Raw genomic sequence first — 25,652 nt, 5'->3', positions numbered from 1 at the left:
TAGAAGCGGGCAGGACTACCGGCGGGATGGATAAATCTGTTGCTGGCGTTTGGTAGCACCTCCTATTGAAAACATCGCTATAGTCGGCACCTTATCAACATTTACTTACGAGAGTCAAAAAGTTCGAGTAATTATTTCTTTTAGTCCAATTTCGGGAGCATACGTTTAGGTGCTCTTGTCTTTCGTCGATAGACCCGTCAAGCTGAACTGTGAAATTTTTTTATCCAGATTCAAAAGTATTTACATGAAACGGAATCTAATGGTACTTTATACCTAATGAGTTGTAGTTCTCATTTTGGAAAGTGAAACCAACATAGGTTTAAAATGATAATGCGGAAAGTGACATAACATGAAGGGGTGTTACTATTGAAGGCTAAAACTATTGTCTTGTTCAACCACAAGGGTGGAGTAAGTAAAACAACAACAACTTTTAATTTAGGTTGGAAATTAAGCACACTTGGTAAGAACGTGCTCTTGGTTGATGCAGACCCTCAATGTAATTTGACCAGTCTATTATTAGGCGATGATTTCGACGATTATTACACCAATGAACCTACTAACTCTGCGAATTTAAAGGATGCCGTGAGAATGGCTTTTGAGGGTAAACCGAAGCCTATTTCAGCTATTGATTGCTTTATTCCCAATAATAACCCAAATTTATTCCTTATTCCGGGTCACATGGATTTATCAGAATATGACCCGTCATTGAGTCTTGCTCTAAATAGCAATAATGCAATCTCGACTCTGCAAAAATCTTCCGGGGGCTTTTTATGAACTTATAAGACTTTGTTCGGAAAAGTATAATATCGACTACGTTCTCATTGATATGAACCCGGGCCTCAGTGCAATTAATCAAACGTTTTTTATGTCATCTGATGCGTTTATTATTCCTACAAATCCTGATCCATTTTCAATAATGGCACTTAAAACACTAAAGACTGTGTTACCTCGGTGGAAAAGATGGTCTCTACAATCAAGAGAGATATTTAAGGATGCTTCATATCCCCTGCCTAATACTGAAATGAAATTTATAGGTGAAATAGTACAAAGGTTCAATTTAAGAAATCAAAAGGCTGCTCGACCTTATCAGGGGAAAATTGATGAAATAATAACATACATTGAAAGTGAGCTTGTACCGGAACTAGAAAAGCATTCAATGACGTATGATATCTCGGAACTGATCAGTAGTGGTAGGCTTGAGAACCACTGTTTAGCTCAGATATCTGAATTTGGAGCATTATTGCAAAAAGCCAATATTGCAATGGTACCAGTGTTCGCCTTGACAGATCGGCAAATAGGAGAAACAGGGGAAGTCTTAGATCAGATGGCTACAAAAAGAGACAGATTTGACCTTATTTTTAGTAATATGGCTAATGTTGTTATGGAGCTTGTAAAATGAATTCATCATTCGAGCTATTTAAATCAATCTTAGAAGATACCAGAAACACAAGAGCATTGTATCAGTTTTTGAGAAATGTTGTAAAACCCCCATATGATTATTCAGACTTATTAAGGTGGCAGTGGGCACAATCTGTCTCAGCTCTAGATAAGTTGATACATGATTTAGTTCGAGTGGGGATGGTTGAATCTTTTTTAGGAGATCGCACCCCAACCCCTAAGTTTCTTGGATTTGGCTTTACATTAGATACACACTTTAAACTTGTCCAAAATACAGCATCAGCAACATATTTATTTGAACAAATGGTAACACAGAAGCATGGTTTTTTATCTTTTCAAGAGCCTGACAAAATATCAGACGCATTATCAAACATTTGGAATGAGCAACATAAGTGGCAAAAGATTTCTTTAGAGCTTGGACAAGATGAAAATTACACGAAGACTTTGTTAAAAAACATTTCTATTCGCCGCAATCAAATCGTGCATGAAGGCGATTACTCTAATAGTTTATTACAAAGGCAGCCAATTTCGGAGGAAGATGTAGATACTGTAATAGATTTTGTTGATAAACTGGGGGAAGTAATTTATAACTTGGTTAAGCTATAAGTTGCTGATCCAAAAGTGACCAAAACTTCATTTGTTAGTTAGGTACATATCACTCACGATCTCACATTCTCTCACCACTTTAAAAAATCAAAGGAGAACGACACTGCAGCGTTCTCCTCTGCTACTTGCTGTGTTATTCCTCCATGCTCCCAAGCTTTCATCTGCGTATTAGCCTCATCCAGACCGAACGAGCGATAGTATTCGCGTTCATTTAATCTATGTGTCCCATAACCGTAGTGTATTTCTCCTCTGGGATGAACTCCAGTATAGCAGCAACTACAGCCTTTTCTTTTGACCCTTCATACAATTTGATTTTCTGAATACCGTGGACTGTATAACTGCTATGCGTACCTTGCAATCGATTGCTTATCAGCTATAATCGTTATGTAAAATGGTGGTTAAAGGAGTAGTTGTATCTATGAAGAACAAAGAAAAAAAGTCTACCGATTCCTCAGGATTTTTTATTGCAGCTTGGTTATGGGTTGTTGGGATGACTTTTTTCTATTTACAAATTATTATGGAAATATTTCAACCGCTCTAAATATCATATTTAATATTGTTGGCTGGATTGCACTTATTATTGGTGTCATAGGAATGATGATAGAAACTTCAAGAGTCTTAAAGAATGAGGCGTTTAGTTATTGGGGTGTCAGTCTTGCGTTTATTATTCCACTAGTACTACTACACTTTTACCAAATTAATTTCATAAATAATCTAATCGTAATTAATATTATTAAATCATTGAATGTAATTTTATTTCTTATAGGATCGGGTATTTTTCTATACGGGATTTCGTTTTTCTTTAAAAATTCTACTGATCCAGAAAATGAACCAAAAAAGAAGTCTCAGAGTAAAAAGGGTAAAATAGAGACAGTGGTTACAATATCAATTGCTTTAATCTCTATTGTTACTGCAATCATTCAGTTAACTACAGAACTCATAAAAATTGGTTGATAAATTACGGACAAAACTTATTCAAAACAACTTTGTATAGCTTCGTTCGACGGTCCTCTTTTTGCGACAGCAGTAGGAGAAGCTCACTGGATAGAGCTGAACAGGCTAACCGTATCGCGACCTACCGGGCTAGTGAGGGTTTACATGGGGTTATATAACAAAGAAAGTAGTTTCATGACAAGCTCCTAACCGTTATGATCGATTGAAAAGGCGCTTTGCCGGGTATTGGTTTAGAATAGGCCACGCTCGGCGGAAAAGTCGGCGCAATCGGGAGGGGGCTTTGCTTACGGAAAGCAAAAGCCCCCTCCACCGATTTGGCGGAAGGGGCAGTTCAAAGTAAAATGGTTCTGAACGGTCGGGCCAAGTTCGAATTCTATGCCCTCGACCTTGTTTAGTCGGTCCTTCACGTGCATTTGCTTGACCACCGTTTGGAGGAGCGTTATTTGTATTTAGTACCGATCCAATAATCCACTCTATGAATAACATCAAAAAACACGGTAATTGCAGCGAGGCATTACAAGACCTTGATCACCCTGTCTTTTGTTGTTTCTGCAATTTCTCTCCGATAAACCCGTTAAGCCGAACCCTTTACCCCCCTCCAAAAAAAACTACTCCACCTCAACCGCCTTCACGGTTTCACCGTCAATCAACACGGGCTGGTAATAGGTCTTGTCGGGCAAGTCTTTTTTGCCTTGCAGAGTCTTAATGACCCAGTCCGCGGCATCGCGGCCCATTTGCTCTTGGGGGTGGGTCAGCGTCGTGAGCTTGATATTCGCGTTCTTGGCGAAATAGGAATTGTCCTGGCCGATGATGGACAGCTCGTCCGGAATGGAAATCCCCAGCCTTCGGCAGACATGTACCACTTCCAAGCCGACCTCGTCGTTATAGCACACAAGCGCAGTCAATTCCTCCCGATTGTCGTTCAGGAACTGTTCCAAGTTGGCGGACAGGTCCGGCTTCGTGTCCGTATCGAAAGAAAGCACATGCTCGGGGTGGAACCGTAACTTAGCTTCCCCAAGCGCCTTGATATATCCCTTCATTCTAAACTTCCCTTGCAAATCGTCCATTTTCGCGATAATGCCGATCTCGGTATGTCCGCTCGCAATCAGCTCCCGGGTTGCGAGATAGCTGGATTGCACGTCGTCCAGACAGAAGAAAGGAACCTCCAGCTCTTCATAATAGGCATTGATCATGACGAACGGAATCTCCTGCTCCTTAAAGGACAGGTAGTAAGCGATATTTGGGTTGTATACGTTGCTTCGGGTAGGCTCGATAATCAGTCCGTCCACGCCGTAGGACAGCATCATCTCAAGCGCTTTTTTTTCCTGCGCGATATCGTTGTTCGTGCTGGCTAGCAGCAAGGAATAGTTATCTTCATTCAATCGGCTTTCTATGCCGCGGATAATGGAGGGGAAGATGTAATCCGAGATATAGGTCGTGATGACGCCGATCGTTTTGTTCACCGTTTTCCCGCCCGTTCTGGACCGGTATTGGCTGCTGACGTACGTGCCGGATCCCTTCTCGCTTTTGAGAAACCCCTCGTTCGACAACTCCAGAATCGCCTTTCGGACCGTCTGCCGGCTCACGTTGTAGCTGTCCTGCAAAGCGGACTCCGAAGGGATTCTCTCGCCTGCTTTGTACGTTCCCGAGAGGATATTGCTTTTTATATCGTCAATGATGACCTGGTACTTGGGCTTCATGCAATTCACTACTTTCATCGTTGTTCATAAAGTTGTACGTACACATTCTAGCATAAATGGCTTGAAATGCAAATGCAGCGACATTGTCAGCGGTTTCAATGATACAAATTCCAAGCTTGTCCATAAGAAGACGCTATGAACAGTGACTAGGGATGGGGCTGCAGCTTTTGTTAGTATAACTTCTAGACTGTATTGACAAATGTACGTACAGAAAATATACTAAGGCTGTCAGTAGGAAAGCGCCTTCTTTTACTTAAAACGTTCCGGTTGTCTCATCAAGTTGCCGGTTCAATCGGAAGCAGTATTATACGAATCGAAATCGTTTGGGTGACTCACGAAATGATATCGCGATAGGAGCGATTTCATTTCTGTGCCAACCGCGAACGGAGAGGGGACATACGCGATCATGAATCATGTGGACTTGAAGGAAGCGATAACCAAGGGCGAAACCTCGCTCGGTATCGAATTTGGTTCCACGCGGATCAAGGCGGTGCTGATCGATCGTCGTTTCGAGACGATCGCGTCGGGAAGCTACGAGTGGGAGAACCAGTTGAAGGATGGCTATTGGACGTACGATCAGGAGGATATCATTACCGGCCTCCAAACCGCTTATCGCGAAATGAAGCAGGAAGTGGAACGGAATTACGGAGTGACGCTCCGGACCGTGGGTTCGATCGGGTTCTCCGCGATGATGCACGGTTACATGGCGTTCGACAGCAAGGGCGAGCTGCTGGTGCCGTTCCGCACTTGGCGCAATGCGACCACCGGCGCGGCGGCAAGGGAGCTGACGGAGTTATTCCAATTCAACATTCCCGAGCGCTGGACGATCGCGCACTTGTACCAAGCGATCTTAAATCAAGAGGAGCATTTGCCTCGCATCGATTACGTGACGACGCTGGCCGGCTATATCCATTGGCTGTTGACCGGCAATAAAGCGATTGGCATCGGGGATGCTTCCGGCATCTTCCCTATTGATGAAGCGACTCATAATTACCATCCGGCGATGGTTAAGCAGTTCGACGAACGGATCGCGGCCAAGGGCTATCCGTGGAAGCTTGAGGACCTTCTTCCGAAGGTGTATCTCTCCGGCGAGCAAGCCGGCGAGCTGACGGCGGCGGGGGCCGCCATTCTGGACCCGGCCGGTGATCTGCAGCCCGGCATTCCGCTCTGTCCGCCGGAAGGCGATGCCGGCACCGGCATGGTGGCGACGAACAGCGTCAGGAAGCGTACGGGCAACATCTCCGTGGGCACTTCCATTTTTGCCATGATTGTGCTCGAGAAAGAATTGTCCAAGGTTTATCCGGAGATCGATATGGTCACGACGCCGGACGGCAGCCCGGTCGGCATGGTGCATGCCAACAACTGCTCCAGCGATCTTAACGCTTGGATGGGCTTGTTCCGCGAGTTCTCCGAAGCGATGGGATTCAATGTAGATTCCGGCAAGCTGTTCAGCGTGCTGTTGAACAAGTCGCTCGAAGCGGACCCGGATGGCGGCGGTTTGCTTAGCTACGGCTATCTCTCGGGCGAAAATATTACGGGAATCGACAAGGGTCGGCCGTTGTTCGTCCGCTCGCCGGAAAGCAGCTTCAATCTGGCGAATTTCATGAGAACGCACTTATTTACCGCTTTCGGAGCGTTGAAGCTCGGAATGGACATTTTGACCGCGAACGAACAGGTGGCCATCGACCGCATTTTGGCTCATGGCGGCCTATTCAAGACTCCTGTCGTCGGGCAGAAAGCATTGGCTGCCGCGCTGAACGTACCGATCTCGGTCATGTCCACGGCCGGCGAAGGCGGCGCATGGGGCATGGCGCTTCTGGCTTCTTATATGATCAACAAGGATCTAGAAGAGGGCCTGGACGATTTCCTCGAACGGAAAGTGTTCCGGGATGCCGAAGGCGTGGAGATCGCTCCGGATGCGGCGGACGTACAAGGGTTTGAAGCATTCATGAAACGATACCAAGCAGGACTGGCCATCGAGCAGGCCGCCGTAGACCATCTGCTGGAGAACGGGAGGGGCTAACGTTGTTAGAGCAACTGAAGGAAGAGGTTTACCTGGCAAATCTGGAATTGCCGAAGCATGGGCTCGTGAAATTCACTTGGGGCAATGCGAGCGCCGTCGACCGGGAGAGCGGTCTGTTCGTCATCAAGCCGAGCGGAGTCAGCTATGAAACGATGAAACCAAGCGACATGGTCGTTGTCGATCTCGACGGCAATGTGGTCGAGGGGAACTTAAGACCTTCCTCCGATACGCCGACTCACGCCGTGCTGTATAAGCATTATCCGCAAATCGGCGGCATCGTGCATACCCACTCGACCTGGGCGACCATCTGGGCGCAAGCGGGACTCGATGTACCCGTCATGGGGACGACGCATGCGGACACCTTCTATGGCTCCGTGCCTTGCGCCCGTTTCTTGAACCAGGAGGAGATCGACCGGGGGTACGAAGCGGAGACGGGCCGCGTCATCATCGAAACGTTCGAGGAGCGCGGACTCGATGTCATGGCCATCCCGGCCGTGCTGCTCCAGGGACATGCGCCTTTCACCTGGGGGAAGGACGTGAAGTCGGCGGTCGTGAACAGCGTCGTCCTTGAGGAAGTGTGCAAGATGAACCTGTACGCGCGGCAATTGAATCATTTTGCCAAAGAACTGCCGCAAGGCATTCTGGATAAGCACTATCTGCGGAAACACGGGAAAGACGCCTACTACGGGCAGAAGTAACGGTCTTATTCCATATTCATTATAAGAAAAGAGGATGATCAGGATGTCGGCAACAGCAGCTAAACAGTTTTGGTTCGTCGTAGGTTCGCAGCATCTGTATGGGGAAGAAGCGCTGGCGGAAGTGAAAGCTCATGCGCAGACGATGACGGAAGCCTTGAATAACAGCGGTGTGCTGCCTTATCCGCTTGTGCTGCAGGATCTGGCCGTAAGCGCGGATAAAATCACGAGCATTATGAAAGAGGTCAACTATCGCGACGAAGTGGCGGGCGTCATCACGTGGATGCATACGTTCTCCCCTGCGAAAATGTGGATTCGCGGCACGAAGCTGCTGCAGAAGCCGCTGCTTCACTTGGCAACCCAGTTCAATGAAAGCATTCCTTGGGCAACGATCGACATGGACTTCATGAACCTGAACCAGGCCGCTCACGGCGACCGCGAATACGGCTTCATCAATGCCCGTCTGAAGAAAAACAATAAAATCGTCGTAGGCTACTGGGAGCGTCCGGAAGTGCGGCAGCAAATTGCCGATTGGATGGACGTAGCGGTTGCTTATAACGAAAGCTTCAATATTAAGGTCGCCCGTTTCGGCGACAACATGCGCAACGTCGGCGTTACGGAAGGCGACAAGGTCGAGGCTCAGATTCAATTCGGATGGACTGTGGATTACTACGGCATCGGCGACCTCGTGCAATATGTGAATGCCGTTACGGAGCAGGAAATCGACGATCTGATGGCCGAGTATGCGGAGCTCTACGAATTCGATTACGGCACGTACAGCAAAGAAGCTTGGGAAGCCAGCGTCAGAATCCAAGCGAGCTATGAGATCGCCCTCAAACGTTTCTTGGACGAGAGAGGCTATAACGCGTTCACGACGAACTTCGAAGATCTGCATGGCATGAAGCAGCTTCCGGGTCTTGCCGTTCAACGTCTGATGGCGCAAGGCTACGGCTTTGCCGGCGAGGGCGACTGGAAGACGGCCGCGCTCGACCGCTTGCTGAAAGTGATGAGCCGCAATCAGAACACGGGCTTTATGGAGGATTACACCTACGAGATGGCAGCCGGCCAGGAAGCCATTCTGCAATCCCATATGCTTGAGGTTGATCCGTCCCTGGCAGCGGGCAAGCCGAAAATCGTCGTTTCCCCGCTCGGCATCGGCGATCGCGAGGACCCGGCGCGTCTCGTGTTCGACGGCAAAGCCGGCGAAGGCGTCGTCGTATCCATGGCGGACTTCGGCACGCATTATAAGCTGCTGATCAACGAGGTTTCCGCGTTCGAGCCGACGGTTCCGGCGCCTAAGCTTCCTGTCGCCCGCGTCCTGTGGACGGTGAAGCCGAACTTCCAGGATGGAGTGAAGGCTTGGATCGAGAACGGCGGCGGCCACCATACCGTCGTATCTTTGAACCTGACGACAGACCAGATCGTGACCTACGCCAAGCTGGTTAACCTGGAATACGTCGTCATTAAGTAATGTCCCAGCAATCGTGATGAAGGCTATAAATCCCGTTCAAGGGGTTTATAGCCTTTTATTTTATATAGCACTTGGAAGCGATATGGTTATGAAACCATGGTAAGTATGGCGGAGCAAGCCATGAGGCTGCTCGAGCGGCACTATATTTATCGCGCGGGTTAAGCAAGCCAAGATCCCGGCTAAGGGGACCTTCAAACGGGGGCATCATGTGGATGTGGACACCGGAACACGTATGAGGAGATCTAACATCGGAACTTTCGGACTATTCTGTCTGATATGTATGGAAAATTTTCTTAAATGGTATGTATACTATAGCTAGTGATAAATGAATACACCAATCATTTCTTATGCCAGCATTAGAGCAATTGTGGATCGGAGGCGGTTCGGGATGCAGGAAAAACAAGGATCTCTAGATAAAAAAAGAAACGACACTCATTTGAGCCATTTGGCTTCCGTCGGGCAAATTGCCGCAGGCATCGCCCACGAGGTCAAAAATCCGCTTACTGCCGTCAAAGGATTTTTGCAGTTGTTGAAAGAACGAAATGACAGCAAATACATAGAAATCGCCGAATCGGAGCTGGAAAACGCGATTGACATTTTGCAAAGCTTACTTCATGTGTCCAAGCCCGATTTGGAGGACGAGCCATATGTTTCAATCGACTTGACCGTAGAGCTGGAGTCGCTCACGCAGCTGTTCCAGGATCAAATGTATCGGGTATCCATTCATAAAAACTTGCAGCATCCGGGCTCTTACATCTTGGGCAGAAAGAATCAATTGAAGAAGGTGTTCTTCAATTTGCTGAAAAACGCCTTCGAGGCCATTCCGGGAGAGGGCGCAATTCATATCGAGCACATGTCGACGGAAGACGAAGTCATCGTAAGTATCCAAGACAACGGCGTAGGCATTCCGCAAGAGAAGCTCGGTATGCTGGGTACGCCCTTTTTTACGACGAAAGCTAACGGCACCGGGATGGGGTTGACCTTCGTTTTTTCTGTCATTTATCAGCACAACGGCACAATCGAAGTGCAGAGCGCGGAGAACGCCGGGACCAAATTTACTATTACTTTTCCCAAGGAAACCAAGTCTATCAAATTGAAAGAGGTGGTTTATTTGGAATTGGAAGCCACGACGGACTTAAAGGACTTTTTCATCGTCAATCGGCAAAGCTTCGAACAACGCTTGCTGTTGGAAGCGGTCAACGTTCGGGATAAAATCGACGAAATTCTGACCATCGGCAATATTAACTTGTTGGATAACGCCCACAAGCTGGTGCTGTTCATCATCGACAAGAAAGAGTATGAAGTGACCGCCTTTGCCAAGCAAGAAGGGGTCACTTGGGCGAAGCATTCGCTGACCCTCGCCTTCAAGCTGGAATGGATTCAGGCGGTCCGGCGCGTGATGTGGGACTTTCTGTACAATTACGATCGGCTGAACAACCACAACGATAGCAAGGAACATTACTACAGCCTGGAGAAAAACATCAACCAGTTAATGGACCAGTTTCTGAATCAATTCTTTATCAGCTACTCGTTGTTTAAGGACGACCTGATTCGCACACAACGGGAAATCGTTGAGGATCTTTCCGTTCCGATCATTCCGTTGACGCGGACAACTTCCATTCTGCCTCTGATCGGGAAGATTGACGAGTCTCGGGCCAACACGATCGAGGATAAAGTCATTTCGCAAATCGGCAACGAACGGATTGAAACGTTAATTATCGATCTGTCAGGCGTAATGGAGATGGATGCCGATGTCGTTAAACAGCTTATTAACATTTTTGACGGGATCAATATGATGGGCGGCCAGCCGATTGTTACCGGGCTCAGGCCGGAGATCGTGAAGATGATGATTCGGTCGGGCTTGTCCTTCGAACATAAAGCCGTCACGAAAGGAACGCTGCAGCAAGCGCTCGTGGATCACTTGACCGATGCGATCAAGCAAGGATGACCGTCTGGTATGAAACAAGGACTACAGATAGATAGTCCTTTTCTTGTTTTTGGGGAAATTTGCCACGGCCGGCGTGCGGAGACTTGAGACAGCTGCCCGGCGAGGAGTTGACAATTTATATGGGTTTGGAGAAGTTGGAGAGCTATTTACCGGGATTGAAGCTTTATTGCCATTCGCTCGCCGGTAACGATTGGGATGCGGAGGACTTGATGCAGGATGTGTTAATTAAAGCGCTGCATGCGATTCGGCGTTTTCCCGAGCGGCCGGTCAGCCGATCGTTCCTGTATCGGATAGCGAAGAACGCGTGGATCGACCGCTGCCGGGCGGAGCGGAAGCGGTGCGGCGATACGGCATTCGACGAGGACTACCATCCGTCTGCCCGGTTCACCGTGAACGAATGGCTGGCCCGGGAGCTGCTGGAGCAGCTGGCCGAATCGCTGAATCCGAGGCAGATGGTGCTCGTCATTCTGATCGATGCGTTCGCGTTCAGCGCGGCGGAGGCGGCGGAGCTGCTAGGCATGACGGAAGGAGCGGTGAAGGAAGGGTTGAAGCGGGCGCGCCGGCGGTTGCACTCGCTTGTGTCCGGGAGCGGGAGGGATAACGCACGGGAACGCAGGTCCAAGGGGCACTCCGGCGCCGATCTGACCGCTGACTTGTTCGAGACATTCGTGGCCGGCTTCCGGAGTGGCGATGCAGCGATGATATGCCGCGCATACTTAAGTCTGGCCGCCCAAGGCGTCACGATTGAGAAAGTATCCCGGGAGCCAGGCCGCTATTCTTTCACCTTGCGGGACCCGGACGGGCATTTGCTCGAATTATTTCAAAAAATTTGACGTTACCCGTTTCTATTTTGCCTTTGCTTACGTTATTAGTGGCGAGAACGATTTGAGGGAGGAATAAAGTATGGCGGTTAAGGTGAAAAATTACGCGGTCGTCCAATTGCCTGTTCGAGATTTGGGAGCATCGATAAGGTGGTATCAGGACGTTCTAGGCATTCCGTTTACGTTTGAATATACGCCGGGCGATGAAGAGGCATGGCTCAACGTCGGCGGTGTCGGTCTCGGACTTATTCTTTGCCCGGAGGTGCCGAAGCTGGATTTCACGAACAGCCGGGGTCAGCTTCAGCCGATTATCTCGCTGCAGGTGGATAACATTCACGAAGCATACGAGGAGTTAAAGAAGAAGGGGGCAAATGTAGGCGAGATGGTGTACAAGCCGCAAGGCGGGTACAGTTTTACTTTCCGCGACCCGGACGGCCATATAGGCAACTTGTGGGGCGGTTGGCCAAAGGAAGAAGATTAAGGTGCGCGCGCCTTATGACAAGTCAGGCCAATCGCACAGGTTGACATTTCGGGAAATATCGATATAATGGCGATATGAAGCCAATAGATTCGCTTGAAATATTTAAGGCATTGTCCAATGAAGCGCGACTTCAAATCTTAGAGTGGTTAAAGAACCCCCATGACCATTTCGGACCGCAAGGCGGGGTTGACCTTATTGAGGTTGGAGTTTGCGTTAGCCAGATATCGGCGAAACTGAATATGACTCAATCGACAACTTCTCAATATTTGTCTGTCTTACAGCGGGTCGGACTCGTACACGCGACTCGGTTGGGGAAATGGACCTATTACAAAAGAGACGAAGAAGCCATCCGGCAAATTGGTCTTTACATTCAGCAAGGTCTTTAAGGAGATAAGGACTGAATTCAAATTTTGGATTCAGTTTTTATATACAATAACATTTCGATAATTCGAGATTTGTGTTAATGAGTCATTATTTTTTTTGGCCATACAATTCGACATTTCTCGAATTATATAACTAATGATGAGGAGTTGTTACTTATGTCCAACCGTTCCAACCTTTCCGCCGGCGCCAAAACGCTTGTAGTCGTCGTTCATCCCGATTTGAAGGCATCGCGCATTAACAAACGATTGACAGCCGAGCTTGAACAACGCGGCAATGTGACCGTTCACCGGCTATACGACGTTTATCCGGACGAGAAGATCGATGTTGCGCGCGAGCAGGCGCTGCTGCTGGCGCACGATCGTATCGTGTTTCAATTTCCTCTTTTCTGGTACAGCGCGCCCTCTTTGCTGAAGAAGTGGCTGGACGAAGTGTTCGAGCTCGGCTTTGCTCATGGGAAAAACGGCGACAAGCTGCACGGCAAGGAGCTGATCGTCGCTATTTCTTCGGGAGGGGCCCAAAGCATGTTTCAAGCGGGAGGCCGGCATAACTATTCCTATAGCGAGCTGCTGCGGCCGTTCCAGCAGACGGCCAACTACGCCGGAATGATCTATCGTCAGCCTTTCGTCGTGAGCGGAGTTCGCGAGGTAAGCGACGAAGAGCTTGAAGCTTATGCCCGGAACTACGCCGACTATGTGGAGGGCAAGCTCGATCTCTCGAAGACAGGGTCATAATAAGCAAGGGGCATCCCGCACAAGTCGTCATAGATGACCGGGGGATGCCCCTTTTCATATGGACTCAACGGCGTGCGCTCTCCCGCTTCCGGAAGACGCTTCGTATTTTTTTGCAATTTTTAGAAGGTTAGGTATTGCCAATGCGAAAGGAATCCTTTATAGTGAAGTCAATAAGTGATTGATTAATCACTAACCAAACAATGGAGGAAGGAGCGGATCAACCAAGCCTGGTTAGAAGAGAAACATGTTCATTTACGGCTGTAGTCAAAAACGTAATGCAGCCGGGGATGAGCGGAGTTACTCGGCGGGTCGAGCGTGATTGCGAACAAGTTGGGCATGCGATTCGGAGAGAAGCTGGAATAAGGAATGTGGTGCGGCAACGCAGCAATGGCGATCAAGTCAGGATGTAACAGCATACAGGCCGGAATTTTTTTTAACCCTTAGTAATTGATTAATCACTAACAAAATTTAAAGGAGAGATTATAAATGTGTGAAGGCCGCAGGCAGCGACAACTTGCAAGCTTTGACGGAAGGATTCAGTTGGGTGTTTTTGGGAGCTGCATTGTTCGCGGTTATCGGAGCCGTGATTGTTCTCGCAGTTGTCCGTCCTTCTGCTTCAAGCGAAGTAATTGATCAATCAATAGTTAAAAGAGGTGAATATCGATGACAACCGCCAAGAATAAGAATCGAACGATAAAATACGTTACGGCCAGCCTTCTCGCTGCAGCGATCTTGATTGGAGCCACGGTCGCGTTGTATTTCTGGCAAATCCGGCTGCAGAGGCCTGAAGAAATCAATATGGCGGACCAATTGCACCACTTGGAATCCGCCGTCCATGCCGGACATTCGCGAGCTTCGGAATCGGTGGAACCGGTGTCCTGCGAGAGTCTGACGGCTTCGGATCATGAAAGTCCCATTCGCAAGTTCGAGCTGACGGCCGCTCGCACCTCAATCGACTTGGATAACGGGGAGACGGTTGAAGCTTGGACGTTCAACGGGCTGTCGCCGGGTCCCGAGATTCGCGTCACGGAGGGCGATCGGGTCGTCGTCACACTGTTCAATAAGGATATTGAGGAAGGGGTAACGATTCACTGGCATGGCATTGTCGTTCCTTGTTCTCAGGACGGGGTAGCGGGAGTGACGCAGGACGCCGTTAAGCCGGGCGAGCAATTTACGTATACTTTTGTCGCGACGTCGCCCGGGACGTATTGGTATCACTCCCATCAGATGAGCTCGGTTCAGGCGGAGAAAGGTCTTCTCGGACAGTTCATCGTTGAGCCTAAGGAAGCCGAGTACCCGACGGATCACGATGCTGCAATCCTCTTGCAGCGGTTGGACTCGTCGTTCCTTATGAACGGCAAGACGGGCGAAGCCATCGTACCGGGTAAACCGGGCGACAACGTAAGACTGAGGCTGACGAATGCAACCAACGATACGATGGAGATGCTGGTCGACGGAGCGCCGTATCGCATTATCGCATTGGACGGCAACGCCATTCATGACCCCGGTTTGCTTGAGTCTACGAGCTTCAATATAGGAGCCGGGCAGAGGTACGACCTGCTGATCGAGATCCCCGAACAGGGGAAGGTTGTTGTCGGAAGCGTTCAAGAGGAGAGCCTGAAAATAACGTTCGGCGACGGACCCGAGCCCAGCCGGGCAGCTAGCAGGAAGCTGTTCTCCTTTGTTGATTACGGGACGCCTATGCCTGACGGCCGGACAGAGCCGCTTTCCTTCGACCAGTCGTTTGAGCTCAAGCTCGGACAAAATATTTTTGTAAGTACCATCAACGGTAAGTCGTTTCACGAAATTCCGCCCATGAACGTCAAAAAGGGCGATCATGTCAAAATTACGGTCAAAAACGAGGGAGGAGGAGATCATCCCTTCCATCTTCACGGTCATACGTTTCGGGTACTGAGTAAAAACGGAGAGCCGTTAAAAGGCAGTCCGATCTATCTCGATACGATTCTGACCCAAAAAGACGAGACCTATGAATTGTACCTGGTCGCGGATAATCCCGGCTTATGGATGGTGCACTGCCATAATCTGCAGCACGCCTCCATGGGGATGAGCATGATGTTGAATTACGAAGGAGTCACAACGACCTACCGGGTCGGAACGAAATCCGGCAATTTGCCTGACTTGTAATCGAAATGGGATGAAAGAGGAGAGGATAAAAATGAATAAGGCGATGGTCCTCAGAGCGGGAAGCGCGTTAGGCCGCGCGTTAGTTGAGAGGTTAAAGGCGCGAGGAATGGAGACGATAGCCGTCTCCAAGCCCGGCCGCAAGTCTCCGCACGAGTTAACGGTTGCGGCGGAAGGCGTAGATGTGATTTTCTATAGCGCCTATTTAAGATACGATGACGAACCGAAGAAGATACGGCGAATGACCGAAGCCGTAATGGAAGCGGCAAGCCGAACGGGGGCCAAGGTCGTCCGGATCGAAGGGGTTTACAGCCCGGCTGGAGAGCATGAATCGCTAGAGGATACCAATCGACATCCGTCCGTATCCGTTCTGCGGATTCACTGTCCGGAGCTGTATGGCGCCTCCGTTAAAAACACGATTCTTCACTATTCGTTGAAGAAACTGGCGCAAGGAAAGAAAATAACGACATGGGGCGACCCTGACGTCCTGCGCGAGTATGTATATCTTCCCGATGCCGCAAGCCGTATCGTTGAACTTGCTACCGAGGAGTCCGCCTACGGCCGGTTCTGGAATATCCGAAGCGCGGATACCGTCTCCCTAGCGGAATTGATCTCCATTGCGGGGGCGGCGGTCGGGATAAAGCCCCGCTTGGAGCCGGTCGGCGGATGGAAGCTGCGTTTGCTTCAAGGATACGATTCGCGAATAGAAGGCCTGCTGAACCGTTACGACGTCGCGACGCAGCCTAGGTCTGAAGAAGATCGCTTGGTCTTTACCGGGGCGGCGCCAGCGACGCCTTATGAGGCGGGGGTCGTAGAAACCGTTAAAAGTATGATTCCGGCGAAATCGAAACCGGCAGCGGCGGATTAAATCATTACCGCATGAGGGGCGCTCAAATATTGGGCGTTCTTTTTTTGGCTGCATTTGGAATTTGTCGAAACAGACCGGCTCGGCGGGCCGTATTATATACATAGCAGAGCGCATTTTCCCGAGTTTTGACGGAAGATTTCCCCCTTTTCAGCCGTTTCAATGGGTCATCACTGAAATTTACCGTTTTTTGTAGGTATCGTGAATACCCTAATCTATTAAAATAGTGATATACTAGAGTCAGGTTAAAATCGGAAAAGTTGTGTGACGAGGTCGCATCCTGACTGGCGCAGCCCATGCCAGGGGCGACTGCATCTTTTGTTCAAATATTAGCGTGTAAGGACGGTAAAAAATGAGCAACAGACAAACCAAAACAGACGTTATCTTGATTGGTGCCGGTATCATGAGTGCGACCTTGGGGTCACTGCTGAAGGAATTAGTGCCAGACTGGGAAATTAAAGTGTTTGAGCGGCGGGCTAAAGCCGGAGAGGAAAGCTCCAACGAATGGAATAACGCGGGAACGGGTCATTCTTCGTTGTGCGAGCTGAACTACACCGTCGAGAAACCGGACGGATCGATCGATATTAGCAAAGCGATCAAGGTCAATGAAGAATATCAGCTTTCCAAGCAGTTCTGGTCGTATCTGGTCAAAAGCAAACTGATCCGCAATCCGCGGGACTTTATCGTGCCGGTGCCCCATATGAGCTTTGTCCAAGGGGAAAAGGACGTTACGTTTTTGAGAAAACGTTTTGAAGCGCTTTCTAAAAATCCATTGTTCGAAGGCATGGAATTTTCCGACGATCCGGATAAACTGGCGGAGTGGATTCCGCTCATGATGAAGGACCGGAAAGTGAACGGGCCTATCGCGGCGACCCGCATCGAGTCGGGCACGGACGTTAACTTTGGCGCTTTAACGCGCATCCTGTTCGATCATTTAAAAAATAAAAAAGTCGATATCAAGTTCAACCATCAGGTTGACGATGTTAAACGGACGAGCGACGGCTTGTGGGAACTGAAGGTCAAGAATGTCCAAAGCGGCGCCGTCGAACGCCACGCGGCCAAATTCGTCTTTATCGGAGGCGGCGGCGGCAGCCTCCACTTGCTGCAAAAATCCGGCATACCGGAAGGCAAAGGGATCGGAGGCTTTCCGGTTAGCGGGCTCTTTATGGTGTGCAAAAATCCGGACGTCGTCGCGCAGCACCATGCCAAGGTGTACGGTCAAGCTCCGGTCGGCGCTCCGCCGATGTCCGTGCCGCATTTGGACACCAGATTTATCGATAACAAAGAATCGCTGCTGTTCGGACCGTTCGCCGGCTTCTCGCCGAAGTTTTTGAAATTCGGTTCGATGCTGGACTTGGTGACTTCCGTCAAGCCGCATAACTTGACGACGATGCTGGCGGCCGGCGTAAAGAACGCTTCGCTCACAACCTACTTGATCAAGCAAGTGATGTTGTCGAAAGAGCAGCGCATGGAAGCTCTGCGGGAGTTCGTCCCGAACGCCAAGAGCGAGGATTGGGATCTGCTCGTTGCGGGCCAGCGGGTGCAAATTATTAAAGATACGGCAGCCGGCAAAGGGACGCTTCAGTTCGGCACGGAGGTCATTAGCGCCGCCGACGGCTCCATAGCGGCATTGCTGGGCGCTTCTCCGGGCGCTTCCACCGCCGTATCCGTCATGCTGGAAGTCATTCAAAAATGTTTCCCGCAGCATGTGAAAGCGTGGGAGCCGAAGATTAAAGAAATGATTCCTTCTTACGGCGCGTCGTTGTTGAAAAATCCGGAATTGATCCAGGAGATTCACACTTCGGCGGCGAAGACGCTTGGTCTGAACAACGAACATCAGCTGCATCCCGCGATGTAATACGATCCGAGATCACAAAGAAGCATACGGCCTTCGTCCTCCATTCGATGGGACGAAAGGCCGTTTTGCTTTCGGGCGAAGCAGGAGCGGGACGGACGCGGTGAACTTATTTATCGCTCAATCGCATAGCGAAGTTGAACGACTCCATTGCCGAGGGGCTTGCAATCCAGCAATTGAACATGCTTATACCGGTAGTTGTCTTTGTCGATCAATAGATTTAGCCCCTTACCTTCCAATACGGGGGCCACATTGAAAATCGCTTCGTCTACAAGTCCCTGGCCTAGAAACGAATTGTGAATATCCGCGCCCCCGCTAATGAGAGCGGTTCGATAGCCCTTTTGCTGCAAGTAGTTCAAAGCCTCCTGCGGCGATTTTACAACGGTTACGCCCGGAATTTCCGCGGCGTTCTTCGAAACGACGACGATGTCGATCTCTCCGAACGGCCCTCCTCCGCCATTCCCGCGCATCCCTTCGAAAGTACGGCGTCCAACAATGAAATTTCCTGCAGCTTTGGCATGGGTCGCGAAGTCGTCCAACGCTTCTTTTTTCGGCGGGTTATCGGGACTGGATTGCGCATAATTGCCGTTAGCGGTTAATGTGGCCCATAGAATAGTTTTCATAGTCCTATTCCTCCTCTCGATTTACATCATAATGGGTCTGTGATACATTTGAAAAGTAGTTACATTTAAGTGCAATAGTTTCAAAAAATGAACCACGGAGGAAAAAAACGATGATGGACCGATCCTGTCCTGGCACTGTTGAACCGATTCTGGAGCTTCTGGATGGCAAATGGATGCTTCTTCTTTTGTTCGAGCTTTTTAACGGGACCCGGCGTTTCGGAGAATTGCGCCGTAAGCTGCAGCCCATTAGCCCGAAAACGTTGACGGACCGGTTGCGCCTGTTAGAGGAGAAGGGGCTCGTCACACGCACGATTTACCCCGGCGTACCGCTGCATGTCGAATATGAACTTACGGAGTCCGGTCGGGGGCTGCAGCCGATTTTTGCCGCCATGTGGGAGTGGACTCAGCAGTATGGCGCCTATCTGCGGGAAGAAACGAACGGGATGGGGCAAGCAGCGGAAAATACGAAGTGAGATAAGGGCCATCCGACAAGGATGGCCCTAAAACTTTCCATAATAAACAGTGTAGAGCCCTATATGCTGTGAATAAATTCGGAGATGGACAATATAATGAGAATGAATAATTGGATTACGTTCTTCCTGCAAATTGTAATTCGGTAGTTATTCGTCTATAACTCTGATGAATGTAAAAGAATGAATGGAGGATTTGAAGTGACTCTCCCAATATTGACCTCGGAAGAAGATGTACTCGCTATTGTAGAATATCTTAAAACCAAGGCTACCGGGGCTACAATAGAAGAGGCGAAAGCGGTTATGGATAAGAAGCTTCTGGATGGAAATGATAATGTTCAATTATACAATGTTTAACATTCTACAGTTCTATTGTGTTAGTCATGAGGGAAAATAAAGTTCTATAACGTCATTTCAACTAACTCGTTACATACAATGCTTTGGTCTTATCCTCGGGGGAGCGAACGAGCAAGGCGTTGATTTCAACCGATAAGATTGTCATCGGGGAGTGGGCATCTTCGGAAAGTTAATCAGGAAATCAACATCCCCCCTGGCTCCACCAAACGTACGCGTTTGGCGGACTGCCAAGGGGGGAGAAAAAAACGAGATACGGTTATCCGGCGCGGGGAGCCGACAACTTGCAACTGTCCGGTGAAGATAAAGTTTTTTCTCTGGACAGCAACAACTCAGACTAACGTTCTCAATGCTTCTACGGTGAATGGTTTCAGGTCGTCGAAACGTCCCTTCCGAATTTTCATGGCCCACTCCGGGTCTGCCAACAATGAGCGTCCGACGGCTACCAGATCGAATTCATTGCGCTCGAGTCTTTCGATCAATCCATCAATGCGGGTAACTTCCGTCACTTGGCCTGGAGCGAAAGAACGCATGAATTCTTCGTTCAAACCTACGGATCCGACGGTTATGGTCGGTCGACCGGTCAATGATTTGACCCATCCTGCCAAATTCAAGTCCGAACCTTCAAATTCCGGTTCCCAAAATCGCCGAGTCGAGCAGTGATAGATGTCGACGCCTGCTACGGTAATCGGCTCTAAAAAGGATGCCAATTCCTCCGGCGTCTCTACCAGTTTGGCCGTATAGTTCGAGGTTTTCCATTGGGAAATGCGCAGTGAGATCGGAAAGTTCGGACCGACGGCTCCTCTGACGGCGCGAATGATTTCCACAGCGAGGCGCGTGCGTCCCTCCATGCTGTTACCGCCGTATCGATCTGTTCGGCGATTCGTTCGTTTCCAGAAAAATTGATCGACCAAATAGCCGTGCGCTCCGTGGATTTCAACACCGTCGAATCCGAGTAACTTAGCGTCGGCAGCCGCTTGGGAGAATGCCTCAATTACGGAAAGAATATCCGCTTCGCTCATGGGGGCGGTTACCTGATTGCCGGACAGATCGATACCGGACGGTCCTATAGGGAGGGATTCCGGATTCGGAGGATTCCCGACTTTCCGAACCATGCCGACATGCCATAATTGAGGGAAGATGAGACCGCCAGCCGCATGTACTTGCTCGACGACGGAGGACCAGCCTTCCAGAGCAGGACCGTAGAATTGGGGGACGTTCGGATCGTCAGCAGATGAGGGATGGTCAATGACGGTTCCTTCCGTTATGATCAGACCCACCCCGTTCTCGGCTCGGCGTCGGTAATATTGGGCTACATCAGGACCGGGCATGCCGTTCGGCGAAAACGATCTGGTCATAGGCGCCATAACGATTCGATTTGGAAGTGTCAACTTGCCGATCGATAATGGCGTAAATAAAGGTTGTACGGAAGGATGGACGGCGGATGCGTTCCCTTTCGGTTCATTGGACATGATGATCAAAGCCTCCTTGTTCGATCTCCTCTTATTTTTTCAAATTTCAATCTGTGAACTTGTGGCGGCCTGGGATGTTTCGTCAGACCGTTTTTTTATTTTCATCGATCCGACCATCAGAGCCGCGATGGTGCCGATGACGGATAAGCAAAGAAATAGAACAAACCCTTGTGTGATGGCATGATCCATCGCGTGCTTATAGTAGGAAACCAGCTCCGGATCAAATTGATCCTTGTACCGTAACACGGTTTCGGTATCCGGCGGATGATAGGCCGAGTCCGAATCCGGGTTCAGGTTCAACTGGATAACTGCCGTTTTGACTGACATTGCCATTTGTGTATTGACGATAACGGCCATGATCGAAGCGCCCATCACGCCGCCCATACTGCGGAAGAAACCGACGAGCGATGAAGAGACACCGATAAAGCTCTCTTCGACGCTGTATGCGACTGCATTTTGGCTGATGCTGTTCAAAGGGCCGAGCACACCTAGTCCGAGCAAGACTACCATTCCAATGAATTGCCAAAAAGGGACGTCCGGTGAAAGTGTCATAAGCAAGCAAGAAACAACGATTCCGATCGCCATGTTGATCGACATGAAGGTCCGAATTTTGTAGCGAGTTAGAATAAAACCCATCAGAACCGAGCCGATGATCGTGGAAAGCATTAACGGGGTCAACAGCAAATTTAATCTACTTTCGCCGAGTACGTAGTTGGTATAAAGCGGCAGGTATGTCATCGCGGCGAACATAATGGCGCCTTGGCAGAATACGACGACGCTTGTTCCTGTCACCATACGGTTCTTGAAAAGCTTGAGCGGCAATATCGGTTCCTTGGCCCGCCATTCCACAAAGAAGAAACAGATAACTGCCAAACCCGTGACCCCGAATAGGGCAACGATCCTCCAGGAGTTCCACGCATCGTCTTTACCGCCAATTTCAAGTGCAAGCATAGAGCAAACTGTAGCAACGACAATCAATAACGCGCCAAGCACATCGACTTTCGGTTTCCTAACGGACCGGGACTCCTGTAACGTCAAGAGCAGGGCCGCGAACGAGATGATCCCGATCGGCAGATTGATGTAGAAGCACCAACGCCACGACAGTGTTTCCGATATCCATGTGCCGATTTGCGGTCCCGCGATGGAAGACAGACCGAAGACCGCGCCGAAGATCCCGGATAGTTTCGCAGAGTCTTTCGGATCGGTATACAAGGTATAGATCAAGGAGAACGATATCGGGAAAATGCCGCCGGCCCCGATTCCTTGGATGACCCGATAGGTGCTAAGTTGCTCAATCGTGTTGGCCGTTCCGCAGAGCGCTGAGCCGAGCAGGAAGAGGCCGATTGCGATCAAATATAAGGTTTTTCGCCCGAATAGATCGGAGAGCTTGCCGAAAATCAACATCGTGCTGGTTCCGGCCAGTGCGTAGGTTGTATAGATCCAGCTGACTTTATCCAGCCCGCCGATGTCGTCTATGATTTTGTTGACGCTTGCCGATACGATCGTATTATCCAGAGCAGTCAGCACCAAGCCCAAAGCGATGGACATCAGAATGATACCCCTTTTTTGTCGCGTCAAGCCATTCTCCCCCCTTGTTCTTCAAAATTCTGCAGGTCATCAAAATAATTTTGCCGCAAGCGCCGTATTCCGGAGACCTTCCATAATGATTGAGTGACTGCGATCGGGGAATTGGTTATGACCTTCGATCACAATAGTTGTGATATCCCGAATACCAAATACCTGCAAGTGCTTTTTAACAAAATTGACCGCGAATTCCTCATGATCCGCGTACACGCCGCCTCTGGCATTTAATAGTGCGACCTTCTTGTCCGGCAAAAGACCGACCATTCCTTCAGCTGTATATTTAAAGGTTTTACGAGGCTGATGCAGATAGTCCAGGTACGTATGCAGGACAGCGGGAACCGTCAAATTCCAGAGCGGGAAAGCTATGACGACTTTATCGGCTGCAAGAAACTGTTCCAAGTGTTTACGGACAATCCGTTGCTCGGCTTCTTCTTCCGGGGTAAGAGTCATGCCTTGAGCGAATTTGTAATTTCCCGCGATCATCGTGGCCCCCAGATAGGGCAGCTGTTCATGTAATAAATTCACTTCCACAATCGAATCCTGTGGATGCGATTCCTTGTAGCTCGATAAGAAAGCATCGTACATTTTTACACTGACGGAGTGCTCCGCCGAACGATTGTTAGCTTTAATAAATAATGTTGTAGTCATTTTCTATTCCTCCGCTCACGACTTACTTTTGATGTAAAACACTTTATAAAGTTTTAAATTTATAAACCAAATTTATCCTCTTTTTTTGACTTTGTCAAGATTTATCTTTACAATGTGGAAAAAGCGCCATTCGCTCGAAATACACCACATGGGAGTTGGTGAAACGGTGACCAAGAAGAACGAAACGTCTGCAACATCCACCAGAAAAGCAATTGTTACGCTGTTGAAGCAGTATGGTCCCATGGATGCCATTACGTTAGCTTCCAAGCTCTCTTTGACGGGGATGGCTGTGAGGCAACATTTGTATGAATTGCAGAAACAACAGGTTGTTGAATATGAAGAAGAAGCCCGCCCAATGGGCAGGCCCGCAAAAATATGGATGCTGACGGCGATGGCGAACCGTTGGTTTCCGAATGGCTATTTGAAGCTGTCGGTTGATTTGCTCCATTCGATCCGAGCTTCATTCGGTGAAGAAGGATTGGAGAGAATACTAGAGGACTATAAACTTACTCAGAAGAAAACCTACCGAGAGCAAATATCGGATACGAAAAAACTGAAGGACAGGCTTCAAAGTTTGTCCGTGATTCGCATGAACGAGGGGTATTTCGCAGAAGTACAGGAGGAAGAGGACGGAAGCTACTTATTCGTCCAGAAGCATTGTCCGATCATGGAGGCTGCGACTGTTTGCTCCGGTTTTTGCCACAACGAGCTTGAACTCTTTCAATCGGTACTTGGCGATCATGTGACCATCGAACGTGTTGAATATCTTTTGTCAGGCGGACGCCGCTGTGCCTATCGGATTATGGAAGACCAGGGTCTGTCAAGTTAATTACAAGGATCGATTTGGGGCAGTTAAACTAACCAACGTGGGAGAGCGCATCGCTGGCAGCGTTGAAGTCAGGGGTCGCCCCCTCGGTTCAATATTTGGGGGCGGAGCCTAGAATTCGTTCTTAGAGCAGGAAGCCGAGGTGGTCAGGTGGGACCGACCATATGATTTGGAGAAGATGGACTACATGCCAACGACTACAGTATATTATTCGTTGAACTAAACGGGTACGTTTTTTTGACTTAATATTCATAGAACCTTTTGCTTTCTAATCTCCTCTTCCAATAAGTAATCCTCAAACTTTCCATCTTTCCATATCTTTGAGCATTAGTAATTGAAAGACCAAACCCTTCAATAAGGATTTGAGGCCCATAGTTGGCTGCAAAAGAATAAAAGCAATTCATCCGTAAGGTTCTTGGAGTATGGTCTGTCACTAATCTGATTAATTCGGCAATGAAGCCGGTTTTTACTGGTTGATCTTCGTATAAGCCTCTCCCACCGATCTTCCTAACCACTAAATATGTTCTTGTTTCGATAGCTTTTATATTAGATCTCTCTATCAGATATTGTTGTAAAGTCTCTAATTCCTGATCAGACATAAAAACGGGGGGACGTCCCGAAACGGTTATCTTTTTATGATCGATATCAACATCAGTTAATTTGATTTTTGAAATCTGACTAGGGGATAAACCGTGATAAAAAGAAAAACTGCTAAGTGATGCTGCCAATGGCTTTGAGCTTGAGTTTTCTTGAATTAACTTCGCTATTCTTTTTAGTTCCTCGAAAGACAATGCCGGTGTGCTTGGTGGAAGCTCACGAATTGGAGTGTCTATAACGGGTACGTGAGTAATAATTCTTTTCCTTTTTGCTAGATTAAACAAAAGTAGGAGGTTTTTAATGGCTTGTTGCCTTACAGACAGTCTTAGAGATAATAAATAATCTTGTACATGTGTCTCCTGCAACATATCCCAAGAGGAGATATCACAGTTTAGTTTAATCCAATTTATCAGACGGTTAAAAGTTTGAATATCAGACAGTATCGAATTTAAAGTCAAAGGTTTTAAAGCACCCATTTTAATTTGCTTCTCTCGTAATGAGAGCATTTCGTCAAGATATAATTGGATTAGCCGTCTAAAAGGAGCCGGAATACGCTGTATGAGTCTTGTAATCCGCTCTATTTTAATGTCACCTTTGGGCAAGGGTTGAAGGACTTTCTCCTCGACTAGAAAAGGAAAAAAGCTTGCTTTTATTGTATCAACATCTGTTACAATATTAGGATCATTATTTAGCCATTCCGGAGTAATATTTCCGGGGATTAGGAATTGTTTCTCCGCTAGTGATAGAATCCTTATTGCACATAATATATTTCGACGTTTAGTGATAGGGCTAAGATTCCGTTTCTCAAGGAATTTGTTGTACTGCAGCAATAGTTTAGCTGACCAATCCTTTTCAAATATAATTGCTAAATTCTCAGGAGAAAGAAGTCTGGTAATTTGTTTAGCTTGGCGACAAGAGATGCATCTTTTCCGTGATTCTTTTATTTCACTTTTTATTAATTCTCTTCCGCAATTTTCACATGTTTTCTTCACAGAGTACCTCAT

The 25,652-nt window shown here is 48.5% G+C and carries 24 protein-coding genes; 18 read left to right on the top strand and 6 right to left on the bottom strand.

The window, feature by feature from the left end; translation table 11 throughout:
• Positions 1-366 precede the first annotated feature (366 nt).
• The 4 genes from ACFSW5_RS25770 to ACFSW5_RS25755 all read left to right on the top strand — a co-directional run bounded on the left by ACFSW5_RS25770 (position 367) and on the right by ACFSW5_RS25755 (position 2,958).
• Positions 367-774 (top strand): ParA family protein, encoded by a 408-nt coding sequence (locus ACFSW5_RS25770; RefSeq protein ID WP_379280119.1) that lies wholly within the window; start codon positions 367-369, stop codon positions 772-774.
• A gap of 52 nt (positions 775-826) precedes the next feature.
• The gene (locus ACFSW5_RS25765) at positions 827-1,399 is read left to right on the top strand and encodes a hypothetical protein (protein WP_379280115.1); all 573 of its coding nucleotides are present in this window, start codon (positions 827-829) and stop codon (positions 1,397-1,399) included.
• Positions 1,396-2,004: a HEPN domain-containing protein gene (locus ACFSW5_RS25760; protein ID WP_379280112.1), complete on the top strand. Its 609-nt coding sequence runs from the start codon at positions 1,396-1,398 to the stop codon at positions 2,002-2,004. The genes ACFSW5_RS25765 and ACFSW5_RS25760 overlap by 4 nt, the downstream gene beginning before the upstream one ends.
• Positions 2,005-2,481: 477 nt before the next feature.
• Positions 2,482-2,958 (top strand): hypothetical protein, encoded by a 477-nt coding sequence (locus ACFSW5_RS25755; RefSeq protein ID WP_379280108.1) that lies wholly within the window; start codon positions 2,482-2,484, stop codon positions 2,956-2,958.
• A gap of 608 nt (positions 2,959-3,566) precedes the next feature.
• Here the strand turns inward: ACFSW5_RS25755 and ACFSW5_RS25750 are convergent.
• Complete coding sequence (locus tag ACFSW5_RS25750) at positions 3,567-4,658, bottom strand: GntR family transcriptional regulator (RefSeq protein WP_379280106.1); 1,092 nt, start codon at positions 4,656-4,658, stop codon at positions 3,567-3,569.
• Positions 4,659-5,064: 406 nt separating this feature from the next.
• Between ACFSW5_RS25750 and ACFSW5_RS25745 the strand changes: the two genes are divergently transcribed.
• From ACFSW5_RS25745 to ACFSW5_RS25695, 11 genes are all read left to right on the top strand, one after another.
• Positions 5,065-6,681, top strand: a complete 1,617-nt coding sequence (locus ACFSW5_RS25745) for a xylulokinase (protein WP_379280261.1) — start codon at positions 5,065-5,067, stop codon at positions 6,679-6,681.
• A 2-nt stretch (positions 6,682-6,683) separates the two neighbouring features.
• Complete coding sequence (locus ACFSW5_RS25740) at positions 6,684-7,379, top strand: L-ribulose-5-phosphate 4-epimerase (protein WP_379280102.1); 696 nt, start codon at positions 6,684-6,686, stop codon at positions 7,377-7,379.
• Between the two features lie 43 nt (positions 7,380-7,422).
• On the top strand, positions 7,423-8,847 hold the full coding sequence (araA, locus tag ACFSW5_RS25735) for an L-arabinose isomerase (protein ID WP_379280098.1): 1,425 nt from the start codon (positions 7,423-7,425) through the stop codon (positions 8,845-8,847).
• Positions 8,848-9,235: 388 nt separating this feature from the next.
• On the top strand, positions 9,236-10,795 hold the full coding sequence (locus ACFSW5_RS25730) for an ATP-binding protein (RefSeq protein ID WP_379280096.1): 1,560 nt from the start codon (positions 9,236-9,238) through the stop codon (positions 10,793-10,795).
• Positions 10,796-10,914: 119 nt separating this feature from the next.
• Positions 10,915-11,628 (top strand): sigma-70 family RNA polymerase sigma factor, encoded by a 714-nt coding sequence (locus tag ACFSW5_RS25725; RefSeq protein WP_379280092.1) that lies wholly within the window; start codon positions 10,915-10,917, stop codon positions 11,626-11,628.
• Positions 11,629-11,698: 70 nt separating this feature from the next.
• A complete protein-coding gene (locus ACFSW5_RS25720) occupies positions 11,699-12,097 on the top strand; it encodes a VOC family protein (RefSeq protein WP_379280089.1) in 399 nt (132 codons plus the stop codon).
• Between the two features lie 74 nt (positions 12,098-12,171).
• Positions 12,172-12,483, top strand: a complete 312-nt coding sequence (locus ACFSW5_RS25715; protein ID WP_379280072.1) for an ArsR/SmtB family transcription factor — start codon at positions 12,172-12,174, stop codon at positions 12,481-12,483.
• A 153-nt stretch (positions 12,484-12,636) separates the two neighbouring features.
• Positions 12,637-13,212, top strand: a complete 576-nt coding sequence (locus ACFSW5_RS25710; RefSeq protein ID WP_379280069.1) for an NAD(P)H-dependent oxidoreductase — start codon at positions 12,637-12,639, stop codon at positions 13,210-13,212.
• 663 nt (positions 13,213-13,875) lie between these two features.
• Positions 13,876-15,357 (top strand): multicopper oxidase family protein, encoded by a 1,482-nt coding sequence (locus tag ACFSW5_RS25705; RefSeq protein WP_379280067.1) that lies wholly within the window; start codon positions 13,876-13,878, stop codon positions 15,355-15,357.
• Between the two features lie 31 nt (positions 15,358-15,388).
• Positions 15,389-16,222, top strand: coding sequence for an NAD-dependent epimerase/dehydratase family protein (locus ACFSW5_RS25700; protein ID WP_379280065.1), 834 nt, complete (start codon positions 15,389-15,391; stop codon positions 16,220-16,222).
• A gap of 349 nt (positions 16,223-16,571) precedes the next feature.
• Positions 16,572-18,077, top strand: coding sequence for a malate:quinone oxidoreductase (locus ACFSW5_RS25695; protein ID WP_379280062.1), 1,506 nt, complete (start codon positions 16,572-16,574; stop codon positions 18,075-18,077).
• A 110-nt stretch (positions 18,078-18,187) separates the two neighbouring features.
• On the opposite strand, the gene ACFSW5_RS25690 is transcribed toward ACFSW5_RS25695, so the two are convergent.
• Positions 18,188-18,697 (bottom strand): dihydrofolate reductase family protein, encoded by a 510-nt coding sequence (locus tag ACFSW5_RS25690; protein WP_379280060.1) that lies wholly within the window; start codon positions 18,695-18,697, stop codon positions 18,188-18,190.
• Between the two features lie 110 nt (positions 18,698-18,807).
• Between ACFSW5_RS25690 and ACFSW5_RS25685 the strand changes: the two genes are divergently transcribed.
• Positions 18,808-19,170: a winged helix-turn-helix transcriptional regulator gene (locus ACFSW5_RS25685; protein WP_379280057.1), complete on the top strand. Its 363-nt coding sequence runs from the start codon at positions 18,808-18,810 to the stop codon at positions 19,168-19,170.
• Between the two features lie 180 nt (positions 19,171-19,350).
• Positions 19,351-19,524: a hypothetical protein gene (locus tag ACFSW5_RS25680; protein WP_379280054.1), complete on the top strand. Its 174-nt coding sequence runs from the start codon at positions 19,351-19,353 to the stop codon at positions 19,522-19,524.
• A 329-nt stretch (positions 19,525-19,853) separates the two neighbouring features.
• On the opposite strand, the gene ACFSW5_RS25675 is transcribed toward ACFSW5_RS25680, so the two are convergent.
• From ACFSW5_RS25675 to ACFSW5_RS25665, 3 genes are all read right to left on the bottom strand, one after another.
• A complete protein-coding gene (locus ACFSW5_RS25675) occupies positions 19,854-20,993 on the bottom strand; it encodes an NADH:flavin oxidoreductase (RefSeq protein ID WP_379280052.1) in 1,140 nt (379 codons plus the stop codon).
• 39 nt (positions 20,994-21,032) lie between these two features.
• Complete coding sequence (locus ACFSW5_RS25670; protein ID WP_379280050.1) at positions 21,033-22,541, bottom strand: DHA2 family efflux MFS transporter permease subunit; 1,509 nt, start codon at positions 22,539-22,541, stop codon at positions 21,033-21,035.
• A gap of 69 nt (positions 22,542-22,610) precedes the next feature.
• Complete coding sequence (locus ACFSW5_RS25665) at positions 22,611-23,225, bottom strand: FMN-dependent NADH-azoreductase (protein WP_379280046.1); 615 nt, start codon at positions 23,223-23,225, stop codon at positions 22,611-22,613.
• Positions 23,226-23,391: 166 nt separating this feature from the next.
• Here ACFSW5_RS25665 and ACFSW5_RS25660 point away from each other — a divergent pair, with 166 nt between their 5' ends.
• Entirely contained in the window at positions 23,392-24,054 is a 663-nt protein-coding gene (locus ACFSW5_RS25660) for a helix-turn-helix transcriptional regulator (protein WP_379280043.1), read from the top strand.
• Between the two features lie 239 nt (positions 24,055-24,293).
• Here ACFSW5_RS25660 and ACFSW5_RS25655 read toward each other — a convergent pair whose 3' ends face one another.
• Complete coding sequence (locus ACFSW5_RS25655; RefSeq protein WP_379280038.1) at positions 24,294-25,640, bottom strand: hypothetical protein; 1,347 nt, start codon at positions 25,638-25,640, stop codon at positions 24,294-24,296.
• Between the last annotated feature and the right edge of the window lie 12 nt (positions 25,641-25,652).

This window comes from Paenibacillus thailandensis (genome assembly GCF_042685365.1).
In the GTDB taxonomy this organism is placed as follows: Bacteria; Bacillota; Bacilli; order Paenibacillales; family Paenibacillaceae; genus Paenibacillus_AP; species Paenibacillus_AP thailandensis.
This window is presented reverse-complemented; position numbering and strand designations above follow the sequence as displayed.